Annotated in this window: 14 protein-coding genes, 1 other RNA gene and 1 riboswitch; of the genes, 12 read left to right on the plus strand and 3 right to left on the minus strand. The window is 63.7% G+C overall.

Annotation, left to right across the window (positions count from 1 at the left end):
• Positions 1–2: 2 nt before the first annotated feature.
• Positions 3–253, minus strand: a riboswitch (cobalamin riboswitch).
• Positions 254–289: 36 nt separating this feature from the next.
• The 9 genes from zapB (at position 290) to GHT07_RS08385 (ending at position 7,883) form a co-directional block, all read left to right on the plus strand.
• Entirely contained in the window at positions 290–502 is a 213-nt protein-coding gene (zapB, locus tag GHT07_RS08350; RefSeq protein ID WP_153584633.1) for a cell division protein ZapB, read from the plus strand.
• Between the two features lie 18 nt (positions 503–520).
• Positions 521–874, plus strand: coding sequence for a cell division protein ZapA (locus GHT07_RS08355; RefSeq protein WP_153584634.1), 354 nt, complete (start codon positions 521–523; stop codon positions 872–874).
• Positions 875–985: 111 nt separating this feature from the next.
• Positions 986–1,165: non-coding RNA, 6S RNA (gene ssrS, locus GHT07_RS21810), on the plus strand.
• A 44-nt stretch (positions 1,166–1,209) separates the two neighbouring features.
• Positions 1,210–2,622 carry an adenylate/guanylate cyclase domain-containing protein gene (locus GHT07_RS08360; protein WP_153584635.1) on the plus strand — a complete coding sequence of 471 codons (1,413 nt, stop codon included), beginning with the start codon at positions 1,210–1,212 and terminating at the stop codon, positions 2,620–2,622.
• A 112-nt stretch (positions 2,623–2,734) separates the two neighbouring features.
• Entirely contained in the window at positions 2,735–3,532 is a 798-nt protein-coding gene (locus tag GHT07_RS08365; protein ID WP_323740846.1) for a sulfite exporter TauE/SafE family protein, read from the plus strand.
• 30 nt (positions 3,533–3,562) lie between these two features.
• The gene (locus tag GHT07_RS08370; protein ID WP_153584637.1) at positions 3,563–4,477 is read left to right on the plus strand and encodes a methionyl-tRNA formyltransferase; all 915 of its coding nucleotides are present in this window, start codon (positions 3,563–3,565) and stop codon (positions 4,475–4,477) included.
• Between the two features lie 347 nt (positions 4,478–4,824).
• Positions 4,825–5,772 (plus strand): Bug family tripartite tricarboxylate transporter substrate binding protein, encoded by a 948-nt coding sequence (locus GHT07_RS08375; RefSeq protein ID WP_228488253.1) that lies wholly within the window; start codon positions 4,825–4,827, stop codon positions 5,770–5,772.
• 63 nt (positions 5,773–5,835) lie between these two features.
• Positions 5,836–6,351 (plus strand): tripartite tricarboxylate transporter TctB family protein, encoded by a 516-nt coding sequence (locus GHT07_RS08380; protein WP_153584639.1) that lies wholly within the window; start codon positions 5,836–5,838, stop codon positions 6,349–6,351.
• 2 nt (positions 6,352–6,353) lie between these two features.
• A complete protein-coding gene (locus GHT07_RS08385) occupies positions 6,354–7,883 on the plus strand; it encodes a tripartite tricarboxylate transporter permease (protein ID WP_153584640.1) in 1,530 nt (509 codons plus the stop codon).
• Positions 7,884–8,678: 795 nt separating this feature from the next.
• On the opposite strand, the gene GHT07_RS08390 is transcribed toward GHT07_RS08385, so the two are convergent.
• Positions 8,679–9,287 (minus strand): Crp/Fnr family transcriptional regulator, encoded by a 609-nt coding sequence (locus tag GHT07_RS08390; RefSeq protein ID WP_153584641.1) that lies wholly within the window; start codon positions 9,285–9,287, stop codon positions 8,679–8,681.
• A gap of 117 nt (positions 9,288–9,404) precedes the next feature.
• On the opposite strand from GHT07_RS08390, the gene oxc reads away from it, so the two are divergent.
• The 3 genes from oxc to GHT07_RS08405 all read left to right on the plus strand — a co-directional run bounded on the left by oxc (position 9,405) and on the right by GHT07_RS08405 (position 14,713).
• On the plus strand, positions 9,405–11,159 hold the full coding sequence (oxc, locus tag GHT07_RS08395; RefSeq protein ID WP_407646603.1) for an oxalyl-CoA decarboxylase: 1,755 nt from the start codon (positions 9,405–9,407) through the stop codon (positions 11,157–11,159).
• A 143-nt stretch (positions 11,160–11,302) separates the two neighbouring features.
• A complete protein-coding gene (gene frc / locus GHT07_RS08400; protein ID WP_153584642.1) occupies positions 11,303–12,550 on the plus strand; it encodes a formyl-CoA transferase in 1,248 nt (415 codons plus the stop codon).
• 33 nt (positions 12,551–12,583) lie between these two features.
• Positions 12,584–14,713, plus strand: coding sequence for an acetate--CoA ligase family protein (locus tag GHT07_RS08405; RefSeq protein ID WP_153584643.1), 2,130 nt, complete (start codon positions 12,584–12,586; stop codon positions 14,711–14,713).
• A gap of 26 nt (positions 14,714–14,739) precedes the next feature.
• Here GHT07_RS08405 and GHT07_RS08410 read toward each other — a convergent pair whose 3' ends face one another.
• Entirely contained in the window at positions 14,740–20,034 is a 5,295-nt protein-coding gene (locus GHT07_RS08410; protein ID WP_153584644.1) for a trifunctional serine/threonine-protein kinase/ATP-binding protein/sensor histidine kinase, read from the minus strand.
• 122 nt (positions 20,035–20,156) lie between these two features.
• The gene (locus tag GHT07_RS08415) at positions 20,157–20,933 is read right to left on the minus strand and encodes an SDR family NAD(P)-dependent oxidoreductase (RefSeq protein WP_153584645.1); all 777 of its coding nucleotides are present in this window, start codon (positions 20,931–20,933) and stop codon (positions 20,157–20,159) included.
• Positions 20,934–20,955 lie beyond the last annotated feature (22 nt).

Below are 20,955 nucleotides of genomic sequence, written 5' to 3' on the forward strand. Positions count from 1 at the left end.
GGCGTGCAGCCACCTTGTTGGCCGGTATCCGGGCTGGCGGGATCGTCTCCATCACCTTCCCAGGCGCGAGTGTTCAGACTCGCACCCAGTGGCTTCGTCGATGGAGCGGAATTCGTTTGACCGAATTCATCCGCTTACCGTTGCGGGGGCAGCGCAGGTTGGCTTGAGGCCTCAAGAGGCTGTGGGCGCCCTGCTTCCCGTTGAACTGCGGCATGCGAACCACACCGCGAGCACCAACGTTTTCGATTTTACGCGCGATGCCGCGGCGAAACCCTACAATCGTTCGCGTATGCCCAGCGCCTCACAAGTCGACAAGATCGCCGAACGCGTCGAGCGACTCCTTTTGCGTTATGAGGAGCTGCAGCGCACCAACGCACTGCTCGCCGAGCAGGTCGAAGTCCTCACCCACGAACGCGATTCGCTCAAGTCGCGTCTGGCAGCCGCCCGCTCACGCGTCGATGCACTGCTCGAGCGCCTGCCCGAAGTCAAGAAAGCTGCGTAACCCCCGATGGCCGCGAAAATGAAACAGCTCGAAGTCCAGATCATGGGCCAGAGCTACCTGCTGGCCTGCCCTGAGGGCGGCGAGCAGCGTTTGCTCGAAGCTGTCGAGCGTGTCGACACAGCCATGTGCAAGATCCGCGACGCAGGCAAAGTCAAGGCGCGCGACCGCATTGCCGTGCTGGCCGCGCTGAACCTCGCGTTCGACGTGAGCGACCGCGGCGCGGCAACCAACGCCGCCACATTCACACCCGCTGTTCTGCCCCTTGCCAACAAGGATGCGCAGCCTGCCAACAACGTGGCCGACGACGCGCGGCTTGCCAGCCTGATTCTGCGGCTGGACACCGCGCTGGCGGGCGACGGCCAGCTTTTGTAGCGCGCGGTCTTGTAGCGCGCCGTTTTGTAGCGCGCTGTCAAGCGCAAAAATATTCGCACGACAGATGGCAAGGTTTCCGCCACCACGATGCGATGGCGCGGCCTACAATGAACTTGTCTGCAGTGCGCGCCGGGCTTTATATGTCCTTGAACCAATGCTCTTCGAGCACGGGCTTGGAACATCTCCCGACTAGCGTGATCGTCTCGCGTCAGATGAACCCAAAGCCGGGCTGACCTTGCCCACCTGAACCCCGGTTCAGGCTGCGGGTCCGGTGGCACTTGCAGACACCTTTTTTTCGCTCAAGAATGCACGCGTCCAACCCGAAGGGCGAACGCATGAGCGACTCCGAAGCCAGGTTCCACGTGCTGCGCCAGTCGGCGGGCAGGCGGGCATCTGCCGTGATCGAAGCCATGGTGCTGAGCGGCAGCGACATCGAGCTCAACCGCATCAACGTCATCGAGTTTTCGTCGGCCCATTCGCTGGAGCTGGACGAGTCGCTCGACGCCTTCCTGCACGCGGCCAAGCTGGGCCTGTTCGACATGTCGTGGAACCTGCTGTGCCCGGGTTGCGGCGGCGTGCTCAGCGCCAACACCAGCATCAATGACATTCACCAGCACGACTACCCCTGCGCGATCTGCGCGGCAGGCTATGAGCCCACGCTCGACGGCATGGTGGAAGTGACCTTCACCGTCAGCCCGCGCGTGCGCCAGATCGCCGCGCACACGCCCGATGCGCTGCCCATGTGGGACTACATGCAGCAGGTGTACTGGAGTTCCGGCATCCAGTTTCCGCCCGGCGTGCCGATGCGCGAGCTGATGGAGAAAATCGTCGTCGACTGGATGGAGCTGCCCGCTGGCGAAAAGGCGACGATGTCGCTGCAACTGCCCGAAGGCTTTTTCATCGTGTTCGATCCTGTCACGCACGCGGCCCAGTTCCTCGACGTGCAAGGCGAGCCCACACGCGAGCGGCAGGAAGTCGGCATCGTCTTCAACGCCGTGCAGGCGCCCACCGGAACGATGAAGATGCGCCCCGGCCCGCTGCGCCTGACACTTGAAAACCGCACCGACGCACGCGTGCTGCCCGCCATCTATCTTGCTGGCGACGAACTCCACCACATGCTGGGGCAGCGCAAGAAATTCCTCACGGCGCGCGACCTGCTCACCAACCAGACTTTTCGCGACCTCTTTCGCACCGACACGCTGGAAGTGGACCAACGCCTGAAGATCACCAGCCTGACCTTCGTGTTCACGGACCTCAAAGCCTCGACCGAGCTGTACGAGCGCGTTGGCGACCTGGTGGCCTACGACCTGGTGCGCGCGCATTTCGGCGTGCTCAATGAAGTGGTGCGGCGCGAATCAGGCGCGGTCGTCAAGACGATTGGCGATGCGGTGATGGCCAGCTTTCCGACGCCCGACCGGGGCATTGCCGCCGTGCTAGGCATGCGCGAAGCGATGCAGGCGCTCAATGCGTCGCGCAAGAGCGAAGACCTGCTGCTGAAAATCGGCATTCATGAAGGCCCTTGCCTCGCAGTAACGCTGAACGACCGGCTCGACTACTTCGGCCAGACGGTGAACGTGGCCGCACGCGTGCAGGGCCTGGCCGTGTCGCGCGCCATCTTCGCGACCGAGCCGATCGTCAAGCACCCGGCAGTGGCAGCCATGCTCTCTGCAGCCGGCCTCACGCCTGTGCCGCAGCGCTGCAACCTTCGCGGCATTGCAGATGAATTGACGGTCTACCAGATTCCTTGAAGAGGTTGAGCGTTGAGCGTTGGGCGTTCAGCGTCCGCCGTGAGTGAAAATGCGTGAGGCTTCCACGCCTAACGCCCAACGCCCAACGCTCAACGCCCAACCTCTCCCCCAAGTGCCCGAACCACAACTGATTGCCGAACTGCTCGCCATCGGGCTCACCACGGGCTTTCTCGCGGGGCTGCTGGGCATCGGCGGCGGCATGCTGATGGTGCCCTTCGTCACCATCATCCTCACCAACAAGGGCTATCCGGCCGAATACGTCGTGAAGATGGCCGTGGCCACTTCGCTGGCGACGATCTGCTTCACGTCGCTGTCGTCCGTGCGCGCGCATGCCAAACGCGGGGCCGTGCTGTGGCCCGTGGTGAAAGTGCTGGCGCCGGGCATCCTGTGCGGCTCGCTCGTAGGCTCGCAGCTGGCCGTGGCGCTGCCGGGCAAAGTGCTCAGCGTGCTCTTTGCCGTGTTCGTCGCGTTCTCGGCCACGCAGATGTTCCTCAACCGCAAGCCCAAGCCGTCGCGCACGCTGCCCGGCGCTGCGGGCACGTTTGCCATGGGCGGCTTGATCGGCCTGTTGTCGTCCCTCGTCGGAGCGGGCGGCGCCTTTGTGTCGGTGCCATTCATGACGTGGTGCAACATCAAGATTCATGATGCCGTCGGCACATCGTCAGCGCTCGGTTTTCCGATCGCGTTCGCAGGCACCGTGGGCTATGTCTGGGCCGGCCAGGGCCTGCCACAGATGCCGCCCGGCTCCATCGGCTACCTCTACCTGCCGGGGCTCATCATCATTGCAACGGCGAGCATGTTGATGGCGCCCGTTGGCGCGCGCACTGCGCATCGAATGGATATCCGGCCGCTCAAGCGGGTATTCGCCGTAGTGCTCTACATGCTCGCGGCATACTTCCTGCTGCGCTGAAAGCGCCGGCCAGCGACCACGAGGACACACATGAAAATCGCGATCATCGGACAACAGGATTTCGGCAAGGCAGCGCTGGAGGCATTCCTCGCGCGCGGCGACGAAGTGGCCGGCGTGTTCTGCCAGCCCGACAAGGAAGGCGCCAAGCCCGACGCACTGCGCGAGGCTGCGGCGCAGCGCAACGTGCCTGTCTTCCAGTTCAAGGGCCTGCGGTCCGCGCCTGCGCAAGATGCGCTTCGTGCGTTGAATGTGGACCTGGGCGTGATGGCCTATGTGCTGCAGTTCGCGCCGCAGGAATTCGTGAACATCCCCAGGCACGGCACCATTCAATACCACCCTTCCCTGCTGCCGTTGCACCGCGGGCCATCGTCGATCAACTGGCCCATCTCGCTCGGCGCGAAGGAAACGGGCCTGACCATCTTCCGGCCCACTGACGGCCTCGACGAAGGCCCCGTCATCCTGCAGAAGTCCTGCGCGATCGGCCCCGATGAAACACTGGGCGAGGTCTACTTCAACAAGCTCTTCCCGATGGGCGTCGCAGCACTGCTCGAAGCCGCTGACCTCGTGGTCGCCGGCAAACACACCGAGACCGTGCAGGACGAATCGAAGGCCACTTACGAAGGCTGGTTCCAGGAAGAAGAATCGCGCATCAACTGGGCGAACCATGTGGACGTGGTCTACAACCTGATCCGTGCGTGCAACCCGGCGCCCGGTGCGTGGACGATGCTGGGCGGCGTGAAGACCTGGATCTACGACTGCCGCAAGATCACTATGGGCAAGTTCACCGGCGCGCACAAGCCCGGCGACATCCACGCCGTGAGCGATACGTCGCTCACCATCAAGGCGCAAGGCGGCATGATCGAAGTGCTCAAGCTGCGCGCCGAAGGCGGCAAGAAGATGAATGCGGGCGAATGGGCGCGGGCAAACCGCATCACGCCAGCCTGACCGTCCGGCGAACGATCCGACACACGGCCGTCACGTTTGGCCACAACTGTAGTTGAAGGTCTGCATGCGTGCGCGCGACCTCTGCGGGTCATGCCCGATGCGCCAGTTGCCGGACGCGGCTACGCTCGTGACCTGATGTACAGCGCATGCATGTCGCCTCTCCGGACAAACCCTGAATTTCGCCATTCTTGACCCGCGTCAAGAACATCGGGCCACAGTTCGCAGCAGCATGCGCCGTGCGTCGTCGTGCCCCGAATGCCTTCACATCAAGGAGACCCGTCCACATGACCCGACTTTGCATCCTGAAATCCGCACTTTCTGTGGCCGTGACTGCGGCCTTGGTCACGATGGCGCCCGCTGCGCAGGCGGCATGGGAGCCAACCAAGGCGGTGGAATTCGTGGTGCCCGCAGGCACGGGTGGCGGCGCCGACCAGATGGCCCGGCTCATCCAGGGCGTCGTCATCAAGTACAAGCTGATGAAAGAGCCGATGATCGTCGTCAACAAGTCGGGCGGCGCAGGCGCCGAGGGCTTTCTCGACGTCAAGGGCTCCAAGGGCGACCCGCACAAACTGGTCGTCACGCTCTCCAACCTGTTCACCACACCGCTTGCCACCGGCGTGCCCTTCAACTGGCGCGACATGACACCGGTGTCGATGATGGCGCTCGACAATTTCGTGCTCTGGGTCAACGCGGAGACGCCTTACCAGACGGCCAAGCAATACCTTGACGCCACCAAGGCTGCCGGCCCGAGCAAGATGAAGATGGGCGGCACGGGCTCCAAGCAGGAGGACCAGATCCTCACGGTGGGCATCGAGAAAGCCACGGGCACCAAATTCATTTACGTGCCGTTCAAGGGCGGTGGCGAAGTGGCCGTGCAGCTCGTGGGCAAGCACATCGACTCCACTGTCAACAACCCGATCGAAGCTGTGGCGCAGTGGCGCGCCGGCCAGCTGCGCGCGCTGTGCGTGTTCGACGACAAGCGCATGCCCTACAAGGCAAAGATCACCGACAAGCAGTCGTGGTACGACGTGCCGACCTGCAAGGAAGCCGGCGTGCCAACGACCTACACCATGCTGCGCGGTGTGTTCATGGCACCGGGCGTGACCAAGGAACAGACCGACTTCTACGTGAACCTCCTCAAGAAGGTGCGTGAAACGCCGGAGTGGAAAGACTATATGGAGAAGGGTGCATTCAACCAGACCAGCATGACGGGCGACGACTACGTCAAGTGGCTGGGCAAGGCCGAGAACGACCACCGCGAGCTGATGAAGGAAGCCGGCTTCATGGCGAAGTAGGCGGCTGGCTTGATGAGCAGTTGAACAATCGGCGAAACATAACAACGCAGGAGAAGGCGCCCGATGGAAGAACAGGAAATTCAGCCGGAACGCACCGGCGTGGCCAACTATGTCGTCGAGGCGGTCGTCGCCACGCTGATCATGCTGCTGGGGCTGCTCGTGCTGCAGGGCAGCTGGTCACTCGGCTCGAAGTGGACGAGCGACGGGCCCGGCTCCGGCTACTTTCCGTTCTACATCGGGCTGCTCATGTGCATCGCTGGCGCAGGCGCGCTCTACCAGGCGCTGATGGCCAAAGAGCGTGACATGGAAGTGTTTGTCGACAGGGCGCAGCTGCGCCGCGTGCTGCAGGTGCTCATCCCCGCTGTGATCTACGTGCTGGCCGTGCAGGTCATCGGCCTGTATGTCGCCTCGGCGATCTACATCGCCGGCTTCATGATCGTGCTGGGCAAATACTCGCCGGTCAAAAGCGTCATCACTGCCGTGTGCATCAATGTGGTGTTCTTCCTGATGTTCGAGGTCTGGTTCAAGGTGCCGCTGTTCAAAGGCATGTTCGACCCGTTGCACTTCCTGGGCTACTGACCATGGAAGAAATCAACGCACTCTTCCATGGCTTCAGCGTCATCCTGACGCCGATGAACATGCTGCTGATGATGGTGGGCATCGTGCTCGGTGTGCTCATTGGCGTGCTGCCGGGGCTCGGCGGCGCGAACGGTGTGGCCATCCTGCTGCCGCTCACTTTCACGATGTCGCCCACGTCGGCGATCATCATGTTGTCGTGCATTTATTGGGGCGCGCTGTTTGGCGGCGCGATCACCTCGATCCTGTTCAACATTCCGGGCGAGCCGTGGTCCGTCGCAACCACATTCGACGGCTACCCGATGGCACAGAACGGCTATGCCGGGCAGGCGCTGACGGCCGCATTCACCTCGTCATTCATTGGCGCATTCGTGGCCGTGGTGATGATCACCTTCCTCGCGCCGCTGGTCGCGAAGTTCGCGCTGAAGTTCGGGCCGCCTGAATACTTCGCGGTGTACCTGCTGACGTTCTGCAGTTTCGTCGGCATGGGCAAAGGATCGCCCTTCAAAATCATTGCGTCGATGACCATTGGCTTTGCACTGGCAGCCGTGGGCATGGACACGGTGACGGGCCAGTTGCGCCTGACGTTCGGCCTGCCCGACCTGATGCGCGGCTTCGACTTCCTGATCGCCGTGATTGGCCTGTTTGGCATTGGTGAAATCCTGCTGTCGATGGAAGAAGGCCTCGCGTTCTCAGGCAAGACAGCCAAGATCAACCCGAAGGTGGTGTTCGAAACCTGGAAGACGCTGCCGAAATACTGGATGACGTCGGTGCGCAGCTCGCTCGTCGGCATCTGGATGGGCATCACGCCCGGCGGTGCAACGCCGGCCTCTTTCATGAGCTACGGCCTGGCCAAGAAGATGTCGAAAGACGGCGCGAAGTTCGGCACCGGCCAGATCGAAGGCGTGATCGCCCCCGAGACAGCGGCGCACGCCGCGGGCACGAGCGCCCTGCTGCCGATGCTGGCCCTCGGCATTCCGGGCTCGCCCACCGCTGCCGTGCTGCTGGGCGGCCTGCTGATCTGGGGCCTGCAACCCGGCCCGCTGCTGTTCGTCGAGCAAAAAGACTTTGTGTGGGGCCTGATCGCGTCGATGTACCTGGGCAACCTCGTTGGCCTGATCGTGGTGCTGACCACTGTGCCGCTGTTCGCATCGATCCTGCGCATTCCGTTCTCGATCATCGCGCCGGTGATCGTGGTGATCTGCGCCATTGGCGCCTACACCGTGCACAACGCGATGCTCGACATCTGGTTCATGATGGTCTTCGGCGTGATCGGCTACGTATTCAAGAAGCTCGATTACCCGCTGGCACCGCTCGTGCTCGCGCTCGTGCTGGGCGACAAGGCCGAAGACTCGTTCCGCCAGGCGATGCTGCTGTCGCAAGGCGAAGTCGGCATTCTCTGGTCGAACCCGCTGGTGGGCACGATCTCGACGCTGGCGATGATCCTGCTCTTCTGGCCGCTGCTGTCGAGGCTGCTCGCGAAGGTCCGCAAGCCAAAGCCGAAGGACCTGCCGCAGGAGCAACCGGTTGATTGAGCCGCGTGGGCGACGTTTAGATTTTCCCGCGCTGCTTGAGCCGATTGAATTGGGGTCAGATTCCAATTTCGACCGGGTTTGGTTGTCGGTCTACTGTTCGGGGTGCGTCACGCCAGGCGGTGTGCGGTGCTGTCCCGCGGTGCGGTGGTCAGCGCTGTCGCGCTGACTTCGCTGTCAGGCGGGCTGCGGCAGCGGTGCGACATAACTCGCTGCGCCTAAAGGCTCCACTCGAACAGATGTCGCAAGTCAGAAGGTCCCGCGTGGCTCGTTTCGCACGCTGCGCGTGCTGCACATAGCCCCGCTCCGCTGCCGCAACCCGCCTGACAGCCACCACCCCTGATTGCGGTACAACACCGCACACCACCTGACGTGACGTGGACAGTGCGGTGGACTGTCGACGAGTTGGAAGACCACGAACGCGCCGCGTGATCAGAGCGGTCATGCAACAACGTGTTGATCGACTACCGCTCTGTCCTGCAAAGCCGTGTGCGGGTGGGCTGTGGCGCGCAATCAGGGCGTGGTGCCTGCGATGGGTGGGCTTGTGGCGCTGCGTTGCTACGAGTGCTTGCGTGAGCAAGCTGATCGAGCAACGCGGGACGTGAACTGACTTGCGGCATCTGTCCGAGTGGAGCCTTCAGGCGCAGCGAGTTATGCCGCAGCGCCGCGAGCCTGCCCAGCGCAGGTTGCCTGAAGGTCACGCGACAAGCGAGACCGAAAGGACACCACGACCGCGCGACATAGCCCACCCGCACACGGATTTGCTACCCCGAACCCACAGAGCGCCACAAGCACCCCCTAAATCTTCCCGCGCTGCTTGAGCCGGCTCAGCGTCTCTGCCGACAGGTTCAGGTAAGACGCGAGTTCCTTTTTGGGAATGCGGTCGAACAGCTCGGCGTGCTTGCGCATGAAGCGCTTCACGCGGCCCGGCGCGTCGAGCAGGTGCAGCGTGATCGTGTGCGCCATGATCTCGCTCATCAGGTGCATCACGTTGTATTCGAATGATTGCTTCAGCCCCTGGTGCCGCTCCAGGAACGCAACCCACTCGCGCATGCCCAGCTTGACCACCCGCGCCTTCGTCACGCAGACGATGCTGTAAGGCGTGGGCGTGCCCAGGCGCCAGGCGGCATAGCTTGTTTCCATCTCGCCTTCATCCGTGAAGCGCAGGATCATTTCCTTGGCTTCCTGGTTGGCCACGACGCGCTTCAGGATGCCTTCAAGAATGAAGTACTGCTCCATCTCGTGCACGCCCTGATTGAGCAGCACGTCGCCCTTGGCGCAATCGACCACGACCAGGTGCGGCTCCAGCTCGAGCATCTGCGCCGCCGTCATGCCCTTGAGCACGATGTTGTGCGCAAGCTGGAGGCGAATGACGTTTTTTTCAGCGTGGTTGTCGACAGCGATCATGGCGAAAAGCAAAGCGCGCTGCACAGCGCGAAGTTCCCTAAAATTGACCACGGTCAAGGCACAAGCGCGGTGTGATTCCTATGATAGTCCTACGACCGCAATCTCGAGGAGCCCCACGTGTCCGCAGTACTGGAACAAGCCGAATCGGCAACCCCGACCCCCCAAGCTCCCGCAACCACTGATGGATGGCACCTCGTCATCGATGCGCTGAAGCTCAACGACATCGACACGATCTTCGCGCTGCCCGGCATTCCGATCACCGATTTCCTTCGCATCTCGCAGGCCGAAGGCATGAAGGTGATTTCGTTTCGCCATGAGCAGCACGCGGGCAATGCCGCTGCAGCAGCCGGCTTTCTCACGCAGAAGCCGGGCATCTGCTTCACCGTATCGGCGCCCGGTTTCCTCAACGGGCTGACTGCGCTTGCCAACGCAACGACCAACTGCTTCCCGATGATCCTCGTCTCGGGCTCCAGCGAGCGCGAGATCGTTGACCTGCAGCAAGGCGACTACGAAGAGATGGACCAGCTCGCCATCGCCAAGCCCTTGTGCAAAGCCGCGTTCCGCGTGCTGCATGCAGAAGACATCGGCGTGGGCATTGCACGCGCGATTCGCGCTGCTGTCTCGGGCCGGCCCGGCGGCGTGTACCTCGACCTGCCCGCCAAGCTGTTTGCGCAGACGATGGATGCGGCGGCTGGCAAGAAGTCGCTGATCAAGGTGGTGGACCCTGCGCCCAAACAAATCCCCGCACAAGACGCGGTGCAGCGCGCGGTCAACCTGCTCAAGCACGCGAAGAAGCCGCTGATCATTCTTGGCAAGGGCGCAGCGTATGCGCAAGCCGATGCAGACATCCGCGCGCTGGTCGAAATAAGCGGCATTCCCTACCTGCCGATGTCGATGGCCAAGGGCCTGCTGCCTGACAACCATTCGCAATCTGCGTCTGCCGCGCGCTCGCAAGTGCTCGCCGAAGCCGATGTCGTGATGCTCGTGGGCGCGCGCCTGAACTGGCTGCTGTCGCACGGCAAGGGCAAGACATGGGGCGCTGGCAGCCAGAAGGAGCCGGGCCAGAAGAAGTTCATCCAGGTCGACATCTCGCCGACGGAAGCCGACAGCAACGTCGCCATCGATGCGCCCGTGGTCGGCGATATCGGCTCATGCGTTGCAGCCATCGTTGCTGCGATGGGCCCGGACTGGGCCAAGGCGCCTTCAGACTGGACGAGCGCCATCGCCGACAAGCGCGAGAAGAACCAGGCCAAGATGGCCGAGACGCTCGCGAAAAATCCGGTGCCGATGAATTTCCACTCGGCGCTCAACGTCATTCGCAACCAGGTGAAGGCACGGCCCGATGCGATCGTGGTGAACGAAGGCGCGAACACGCTCGACTTCGCGCGCAGCATCGTTGACATGTACGAGCCGCGCAAGCGCCTTGACGTGGGCACATGGGGAATCATGGGCATCGGCATGGGCTTTGCCGTGGCCGCTGCCGTGGTCACCGGCAAGCCGGTGATCGCCATCGAAGGCGACAGCGCCTTCGGCTTCAGTGGCATGGAATGCGAAACGATCTGCCGCTACAACCTGCCCGTGTGCGTGGTCGTGTTCAACAACAACGGCATCTACAAAGGCACCGACGTGAACCCGACGGGCGGCAAGGACGCAGCGCCCACGGTGTTCGTGAAAGACGCCCGCTACGAGATGCTGATGCAGGCCTTTGGCGGGCATGGCGTGCGCGCCACGACACCGGCTGAACTGGAAGCTGCGCTGACCGAGGCTGTGAAGTCCGGCCGGCCCACACTGATCAACGCGATCATCGACGAGACAGCCGGCACCGAGAGTGGCCGCATCACGTCGCTGAACCCGAACGCGAAGAAGAAATGAATTGAATTCCTCCTTCCCCCTCCGGGGGAAGGCCGGGATGGGGGCACTGCAGCGGTTGTTGCCCGCCCTGCCCCCACCCCAACCCTCCCCCAAAGGGGGAGGGAGCAAGAAAAAGGTTTTGAAACTTCGATGAGAGAACTGCAATGAGCAAAGCGTTAGACGGCGTCAAGATCCTCGACTTCACCCACGTGCAATCCGGCCCGACCTGCACGCAGCTGCTGGCGTGGTTTGGCGCGGACGTGATCAAGGTCGAGAAGGCGGGTGAAGGCGATGCCACGCGCGGGCAACTGCGCGATATCGACGGTGTGGACAGCCTCTACTTCACGATGCTGAACCACAACAAGCGGTCCATCACCGTCAACACGAAAGACCCGAAGGGCAAGGAAGTGTTGATTCGCCTGATCAAGCAGTGCGACGTGCTGGTTGAAAACTTTGCGCCCGGCGCACTCGACCGCATGGGCTTTTCGTGGGAGAAGATCCAGGAGATCAACCCGCGCATGATCGTCGCGTCGGTCAAGGGCTTTGGCCCCGGCCCTTACGAAGACTGTAAGGTGTACGAGAACGTGGCGCAGTGCGCAGGCGGCTCCGCATCGACGACAGGTTTTGACGACGGCCCGCCACTAGTGACCGGCGCGCAGATTGGCGACAGCGGCACGGGCCTGCACCTGGCGCTGGGTATCGTGGCCGCGCTCTACCAGCGCAACACCACCGGCCGCGGCCAGCGCGTGCTTGCCGCCATGCAAGACGCCGTACTCAACCTGTGCCGCGTGAAGCTGCGCGACCAGCAGCGGCTGGACCGCACCCATACGCTGCAGGAATATCCGCAGTTCCCCGACACCGAATTCGGCGATGCAGTCCCGCGTGCAGGCAACGCCTCAGGCGGCGGCCAGCCGGGCTGGATCCTGAAGTGCAAGGGCTGGCAGACAGACCCCAACGCCTACATCTACTTCATCACGCAGGCGCCGGTGTGGGGCGCGATCTGCAAGGTGATCGGTGAAGAAGGCTGGATCACCGACCCGAGCTATGCAACGCCCAAGGCGCGCTTGCCGCACCTGAAAACCATCTTCTCGCGCATCGAGGAATGGACCAAGACCAAGACGAAGTTCGAGGCGATGGACATCCTGAACAAGTTCGACATTCCGTGCGGGCCGATCTTGTCGATGAAAGAAATTGCAGAAGAGCCTTCACTGCGCGCGACCGGCACGGTTGTGGAAGTTGACCACCCCACGCGCGGCAAGTACCTCACCGTGGGCAACCCGATCAAGATGTCCGACAGCATCACCGAAGTCACGCGCTCTCCCCTGCTGGGCGAGCACACGGAAGAAGTGCTGGGCCAGCTCGGCTACGGCGCGGATGAAATCGCGGCGCTGCGCGAATCCAAAGTTATCTAACGCACGACGACAAAAACCAAGGAGACACTCATCATGGCCGACAAGTCCAAAGTCCGCGCAATCCTCGACAAGGTCAAGGCCTCCGGCCGCGACTCGCTCACCGCACCCGAGGGCAAGGAAATCTGCGACGCGTACGGCATCGCGGTGCCCCAGGAAGGCGTGTGCTCGAGCGCGGCTGACGCCTCGAAGCTCGCGTCGTCCATGGGCTTTCCGGTCGTGATGAAAATTGTCTCGCCCGACATCCTGCACAAGACAGAAGCAGGCGGCGTGATCGTTGGCGTCAAGAGCGCTGAAGAAGCCGCTGCCGCCTACGACAAGATCATCGCCAACGCGAAGAACTACAAGGCCGACGCCAACATCGTCGGCGTGCAGGTGCAGCAGATGATCAAGGGCGGGCTGGAAGTGATTGTGGGTGCCATCACCGACGACAGCTTCGGCAAACTCGTTGCATTCGGCCTGGGCGGCGTGCTCGTTGAAGTATTGAAAGACGTCACCTTCCGCCTTGCACCCGCCACCAGCGAAGACGCAGCGTCGATGCTCGATGGCATCCAGGCGGCGGAGATGCTCAAGGGTGTGCGCGGTGGTGACCCCGTCAATCGCGAAGCACTTCAGAAGATCATCGTCGGCGTGTCGCAGCTCGTCTCCGACTTTCCTGAAATCTCCGAGCTGGACCTGAACCCGGTTTTCGCCAGCCGCGACAGCGCCATCGCTGCCGACGTGCGCATCGTGCTGAACTTCGACCAGAAGCCCGCGCGCTTCCGCCCCGACGAGAAGGATGTGGTCATCTCGATGAACCGCATCATGAAGCCCAAGGCGGTGGCCGTGATCGGCGCGTCGAACGAGGCCGGCAAGATCGGCAACTCGGTGATGAAGAACCTGATCAACGGCGGCTACAAGGGCAAGATCTACCCGATCAACCCCAAGGATGCCGAAGTGATGGGCGTGAAGGCCTACAAGAGCGTCAAGGACGTTGAGGACGAGATCGATACCGCCGTGTTCGCGGTGCCCGCGAAGTTCGTGGCGAGCGCATTGAAGGAATGCGGCGAGAAGAAGATTGCCGGCGCGATCCTGATTCCGTCGGGCTTTGGCGAGACCGGCAATATCGAGGGGCAGGAAGAGCTGCAGCGCATCGGCCGCGAATACAACATCCGCCTGATGGGGCCGAACATCTACGGCTTCTACTACACGCCTTCCAACCTTTGCGCGACGTTCTGCACCGCGTACGACTTGAAGGGCTCCACCGCCCTGTCATCGCAATCGGGCGGCATCGGCATGGCCATCATCGGCTTTTCGCGCAGCGCGAAGATGGGCGTGTCGGCCATCGTCGGCCTGGGCAACAAGTCGGACATCGACGAAGACGACCTGCTGCTGTTCTTCGAGCAGGACGACAACACCAAGGTCATCGCGCAGCATGCTGAAGACCTGAAGGACGGCCGCGCCTTCGCCGAAGTCGCCAAGCGCGTCTCGAAGAAAAAGCCGGTGATCATGCTCAAGGCGGGCCGCACATCGATGGGCGCTGCAGCCGCTGCCTCGCATACCGGCGCTGTGGCCGGCACCGACAAGATCTATGACGACGTGTTGCGCCAGTCTGGCGTGATCCGCGCGAAGAGCCTGCGCCAGATGCTGGAGCTCTCGCGCGGCGTGCCCATCCTGCCAACGCCCAAGGGCGAGAACGTGGTGATCATCACTGGCGCGGGCGGCTCAGGCGTGCTGCTGTCGGATGCGTGCGTGGACAATGGCCTGAAGCTGCTCAAGCCCATGCCCGACGACCTCGACGCGGCATTCCGCAAGTTCATTCCACCGTTCGGCGCGGCGGGCAACCCGGTGGACATCACCGGTGGCGAGCCGCCCATCACGTACGTCAACACCGTGAAGCTCGGCCTGGAAGACGACCGCATCCACGCGCTGATCCTGGGTTACTGGCACACCATCGTGACGCCACCCATGGTGTTCGCGCGCAACATGGTCGCGATCGTGAACGAGATGAAGGCGCTGGGCAAAGTCAAACCGGTGGTCGCCTCACTGGCAGGCGACGTTGAAGTCGAGGAAGCGGCGCAGTACCTCTACGAGAACGGCATCCCCGCGTATGCGTACTCGACGGAATTGCCGGTTGAAGTGCTGGGCGCGAAGTACCAGTGGGCGCGCGCGGCGGGTCTGCTCTAGCCAAAGGGTCCGGCGCCCGCCAGCAGTCAGGCGGCCGGCCTCAGCGGTATCTCCACAATGAACTGCGCGCCGCGTCCCGGCCCGTCGCTGTGCACTGTGATCCTGCCGCCCATTTCCATCGCAGCCAGCGCGCTGCTGTGCAACCCGAAGCCGTGGCCGGCCTGGCGGGTGGTGAAGCCGTGCGCGAAGATGCGCGACACGTTCTCCATCGCAATGCCTTCCCCCTGGTCCGCGACAGTGAGCCTCAGTTTCTTGCCGCCCTCTGCCAGGGGCACCTCGATCACGTCCGTGCCCACAGTCAGCCGCCGGTCGGGCGGCGGCGTGCCGTGCAACGCCTGCGCCGCATTGACGATCAGGTTGACCAGAATCTCCAGCAGGCGCTGCCTGTCCAGCGAGAGCGTTGGCACGGCCGTATAGCGGCGCACAACAATCGCACCGCTGCGCTTGACCGCATCGGCCGCCAGCAGCAGGGCTTCGTCCATCAATGAATCGGGCCGGCTACTTTCAAGCACGCTCGACGGGCCCGCATGCGACTGCTGCGTCGCTACCACATAGATGATGTGTTCGATGCTGCGCGAGAGTCGGTCGATATCTTCGAGCGCCGTCTGCCGCTCTGCGGCGAGTACGCCCACGAGGTCATTGAAGTAGGTCTGCAGCGTCTTGCCGCGTGGATCACTGCCCATGAAGTCCGGCACTTGCGTGGCCAGCTCGTTCATCAACGCAACGCCCCGCGTGAGGCGCTCGATGCTCGATGCATCCACCGTCCGCCGCACGACGCTCGCTGATACGTTCACGCTGTTCAGGACGTTGCCTACGTTGTGCAAAACGTTGTTCGCGATCTCCGCCCTGCCCGCGCTGCGCGCCGCTGCAACCAGCCGGGCCTGCATCTGCTGGAGTTCAACCGTGCGCGCTTGCACCCGCCTTTCAAGATTCTCGTAGAGCTGCGCATTCGCAAGCGAGACAGCGAGCTGCCCCGCAATCAGTCGCACCGCATCCAGCCGCTGTGTGTTGAAGGCGGCCCGGCCCAGACGGTTTTCCAGCACGAGCACCGCACGTGTACCGCCCTGCCCCGCAATCGGCACCACCAGCAGCGAACACACCGGCACTTGCGCGAAGTACGGATCGCCGGCAAAGCGCGCATCGCTGCGCACGTCGTCGATGACGAGTGCCTCGTCGGTGCGCTCGGCGTACGCGAATGCAGACATCGGCAGCAGGCCCCGCGCCGCAGCTTCTTGCACGGGCAGCGATGTCAGGCCAGCCTCGTGCGGGGGCATCCACCACTGGCCGTCAATCACCGTGAGCATCAGCACCTTGGTGGCACCACTCAATGCTGCGAGCACGTCAGTCACACGCGCGGTGAGCAGCTCCAGCGTCATCTCGGAGCTCAAGGCCTGCGAGGCGCGCAACACGCCGACCAGGTCCAGCACATCGCGTGTTGCTGCGTTGCTTGCCGGGCTCAAGTGCTGCGCGGGCCTTTGCACAGCGGCGTCGGGCTCGGCGCGGCCGTCCCGCAGGAAGGCATGCGTCTGCTCCAGCTGCGCAACCTTGGCTGCAGCACCCCATGCCGCATAGCAGTCGCGCGACTGCCGGATCAGGCTCGCACCGCTTGCCAGCATGCCACGCGCGCAATGGAACACGCCGGCACGCTCGGCAATCAGACCCCTGTGCCACGCACGTTCGCGCTCGGCACTCTCCTGCACCGCGCTATCAAATGCGGCGGCGGCACGCCACAGGTCGCCCTGCGCCCACGCCTGCTCGGCTTGCACCAGCCGCAACAGGTGCAGGTAGTTATAGGGCTGGTCGCCAGCGCGGGCTGCGAGCCAGTCGCGGCATGCTTCGAGGTGTGCAAAGGCCTGCGGGCACTCGCTGGCAGGCACGCTGCCCGCTTGCAGCTGCCAGGCCTGCGCCAATGCTGCGAAAAGCTGAATGTGCGGCACCCGGAAAAACCCGGCGGCCACACCTTGCACGCGGCGCAGCAAATCCGGCGCCTGGTGCGCCAGGGCGCGAGCGTCTGTCCATATCAGCGCCTGCAATGCACGGAAGTAATCAAAATCGACGTAAGGCAAATGCCGCACGCGCGCCATGAATTCGTGTTCGGCAAAGTGCTCATCGTCAAAGCTGTCGGGCGCGCGTGTCAGCCCGCGCAATGCGCGCAGGAACTGCTGCTCGCAGGTGTGCATGGCCGCTGCGTGCGCATTGCCCGCGCGCTGGCACAGCGCAAGCCCCGCTTCGATTTCCGCCTCGTGAACATCGATGGTGGGCGCGATGTCCAGCAGCAGCCCGTAGGCATAGGTGTGGCCGTAACACGCGAATGACAAGTCGCCGCGCGCCTGCAGTTCCTCACAGGCGCGCCTGGCGTGCTCGAAGGCGCTTTCAAGCGGCTCGAACCAGCCGCACGCATGGCCGGCAAAGCGGTAGCGCGCCTCGGCTGTTTGCGCGAGCATGCCCAATGCCTCGCCCACGTTGACCACATGCCGCGCAATGCGATAGCCGGTGCGGAAGTCCTGTCGCCTGCCGATCAACATGGCGTTCATGTGCCCCATGCACGCAATCAGTTCCGCGCACGGGCCGTGCTCTTCCCACAGGCGCTGGCTCTCAAGAAGGAGCACGACGAAAGACTTCAAGTCAGAGCTGAGGTAGGCAGAGCCGGCTGTGCGGCCCAGGAGCTTGGCAACCGCCATCAAGCGCGCGTCACGAATCTGGCCGCGACTGGCCGGGTCGATCTTGCTGTCGTGCGCGACCCATGGGTCGAGCGCATCCAGGCGCTGCTCGATCTGCGCTTCGCTCTGGTCCAGCCGCACGTGCATTCCAAGCTGGGCGAGCAAGCGCAGGCCGATCTGCATCGCCTCTGCCATACGCCCGCGCATGTCCAGGCTGCGCATCTGCAGGCAGGCGGGCTCCACCAGCTCCTGCGGATGCTGCATCTGCGCCTGCATCTTTTCGTAGAGCGGATCGGCCTCATCTGCACGGCCCAGTGTGTACAAGGCGCAATGCAGTTCGGCGTCGATCAGGCGTCGCAGCGGCGTTGCTGCAGGCTCACCCATGCCATCCAGCAACGCGGCGGCCGATACAAGATAGCGATGTGCCAGTTGATGCGCCGCGCTGGCCGCCAGTGTCTGCGCCAGGCTATGAAGGAGCTGTGCTGCACGGTGGATCTCGCGCTCGCCGTCTTGCAGCTGAGCATCTCGCGCCTGAAGCAGTGGCAGGCACGCCTGGTACAGCTGCGCCGCCTCGGCTAGAAACTCCGGCTCAGGCGCCAGCCGCCGTGCCATGGCGAGCCGGCGCTGGCTGCGCGCCTGCTCGCTCATGGCCGCCAGCGTGGCCTGCTGCACGCGCTCATGACGCATGCGCAGGCCCTCTTGCCCGCCGCGCTGCTGCGCAACAATCAACCCGTCTTCGATGCAAGGCCGCAGGTGCGCTTCAAGTTCAGGCGCCGCAAGCCCGGCTGCCGCACCGAGCAAGCGGTAGTCCACCGCGAACGTGAGGCAGCTCATGGTCTCCAGCAGTTCGCGCGACGCTGCGGGCAGCGCCGCAATGCGCACCCACACCAGGTCCATCACATTGCTGCCCCCAACGAAATGCCGGATGGCCGCTTCGTCCCAGCGCCAGCCCTGCTCGCCCAGCAAGAGCAACCCCTCGTTGCGCAACGCGTTGATCATCTCGACGGTGTGAAACGGGTTGCCATCGGTCAAGGCCGCCACAGCGCTCGCGAGGCCCTGCACCCGGGCGGCAGGCAGGCGCAGCATGTCACCGATGAGGCTCGCCAGGTCCGTCCCATCCAGATTCGCAAGCTCGACTTGCACGGCTCGCTGCGGGGGCTCTATCCAACGCGCGAGCATGGCTTGCAGGACGTGCGACGCATCGAGCTCGTCGGTGCGATAGGCGCCCACCAGCAGTACGCCGCGCAAGCTGGCGTCGCTCATCAGCCGCTCGAAGATCCGCAGCGACTGCGCACCAGCCCACTGCAAGTCGTCCAGCACAATGACCAAAGGCCGGCTCGGCGATGCGACAGCCCCGATCAAGTCCACCAGGGCTTGCTGCATCTGCACTTCCATATGGCGCGGATCGCCCTCTGGTGCGCCCGGCTGCGGCCCCAGCAGCAGCTCGAACTCCGGGAAGATTCGCGTGAGCAGGCTCGCGTGGCTGCCCAGCGCCGCCAGGATGCGGGCACGGTGCTGCGCCAAGGCGGCATCGGGTTGCGCGAGCAGCAGGCGGCCAATTGATCGCATCGCCTGCATTACGCCGCCCACAGATGCAGTCTCCTTCAGGAACTGATCGAACTTGCCGTGTACGATCCAGCCGCCCGCTGCGGCCACTACTGGCTGCAGCTGCGCCACCAAAGCACTTTTGCCAACGCCCGCTGCGCCGCAAACCAGCACCGTGCGGCGCGTTGTATGCAATGCGTCGGCCAGTGCGCTGCGCAATACAGCTGTTTCGCCTGCGCGCCCCACGAGCTGGTCCGGCGCCGCCAGCCGCACGGCAAAGTCGCGCTCGCCCAGCTCGATGGGCGATGGCACAGGCCCGCCCGTCATGGGCAATGCCACAAGGTCGTGCAGCAAGCCCTCTGCGCTCTGGTAACGGCGCTCGGGCGCTTTTTCGAGCAGCCGCAAGATGATGGCGGAGAGCGCGGGCGGCACGGCTTGATCAATGTCGCCCGGCGCGACAGGTGCGCGCACGAGGTGATCATGAATGAGCGCCAGTGCGTCGGCCTGCTGGAAGGGCGGCCGGCCCGTGACCATCTCGTACAGCGTTACACCCAGCGCATACAGGTCGGCGCGCGAGTCCACGACCCGGCCCGTGCGGCCCGTCTGCTCGGGCGCCGCATAGCCGAGCGTGCCCACCATCTGGCCATCGTGAATCGCCTGGTCATGAGACCGGGCAACGACAGCGAGGTCAAAGTCAATCAGCAGCGCCCGCCCATCAGGGGCCACCAGAACGTTGGCCGGGTGGATGTCCCGATGAATCACACCGGCGCGGTGAACGTTGCCAAGGATCCGCGCGAGCTGCCGTGCAAACGACAGCACCATGGGCAAGGCCATGGCGCCTGATCGCAGGATGTCCGCAACCGGGCGGGCATCGCTATCGTGAAGCGCCAATGCGTGAGGCTGGCCTTGGCTGGCGCAAAGCTGCACGACACCATCGATGCCGGTCAGGCGCCCCAGCACTTCTCTTTCGGTGCCCAACCGCCGTGCCGCATCGGGGCCAAGGAATTCCTTGCAGACGACCGTGCCTGCTTGCGCAGCGGCTTGCAGCCGGTAAACCCGCGTCGTCGCGCTGACGTAGATGACGTCATCACTGTCGTCATTGCGCGCGTGCTGCATGGCCGCAGCCTTGTTCGGGAGGGACGGATGTTCCAAGCGTGCACCGAATTCGTGTGGGGCAGGTTACACCGGCACACCCGGCGCCGCAATGGTGAGCGCCATGCCGGCCAGAACCGCTGGCTTCAGAACTTCGTGTACCCGCCGTCGATCATGAATTGCTCGCCCGTTGCGTAGCTCGATGCATCGCTCGCGAGGTACACGGCGATGCCGCCGAAATCGTCGATCTCGCCCCAGCGGCGCGCCGGGATGCGTGGCAGCACGGCGGCGGCGAACTTCTCGTTGTTGACGGAGCGCTCGGTCATGTCGGTCACGATCCAGCCGGGCAGGATCGAATTGACGCGGATGCGATGCCGCGCCAGTTCCACGGCCAGCGCGCGCACCATCGACGTGACCGCGCCTTTTGATGCGCCGTAGTGACTGTTGCGCGCCGCGCCTTCGACCGCTGCCGTGCTCGCGGTGGCAATGAGCGAGCCGCCCTCGCCTCGCTCGATCATGTGCCGCGCAGCAGCGCGAAAGGTGAGGAACACGCCTTCGACATTCACCCGCTGCACGCGCCGGAATTCATCCAACTCCATCTCCACCAGCGGCGTGCCCTTGCTCGACACGCCTGCGTTGGCAAAGCACGCATCAACCTTGCCGAGCGCCGCTACAGAGGCCGCGAATGTGTCGTTCACGGCCCTCTCATCGCTCACGTCGCACACGAATGCATGCACGCGTTGGTCGTCGCCGCACTCTTGCGCCAACTTCGCTCGTGCGGCCTCGGTCTTGTCAGGGTTGGACCCCCAGATTGCGACGCTTGCGCCCGACGCGAGCAGCGCCCGCGCCATGCCCAGGCCAATGCCGCCGTTGCCGCCTGTGATGACGGCACTGCGGCCGCTGAGATTGAAGGGTTGATACATGCGCTGCTCCTCATGGGTGAAC

Source organism: Caenimonas koreensis DSM 17982, assembly GCF_009646335.1.
Lineage (GTDB): Bacteria > Pseudomonadota > Gammaproteobacteria > Burkholderiales > Burkholderiaceae_C > Ramlibacter > Ramlibacter koreensis.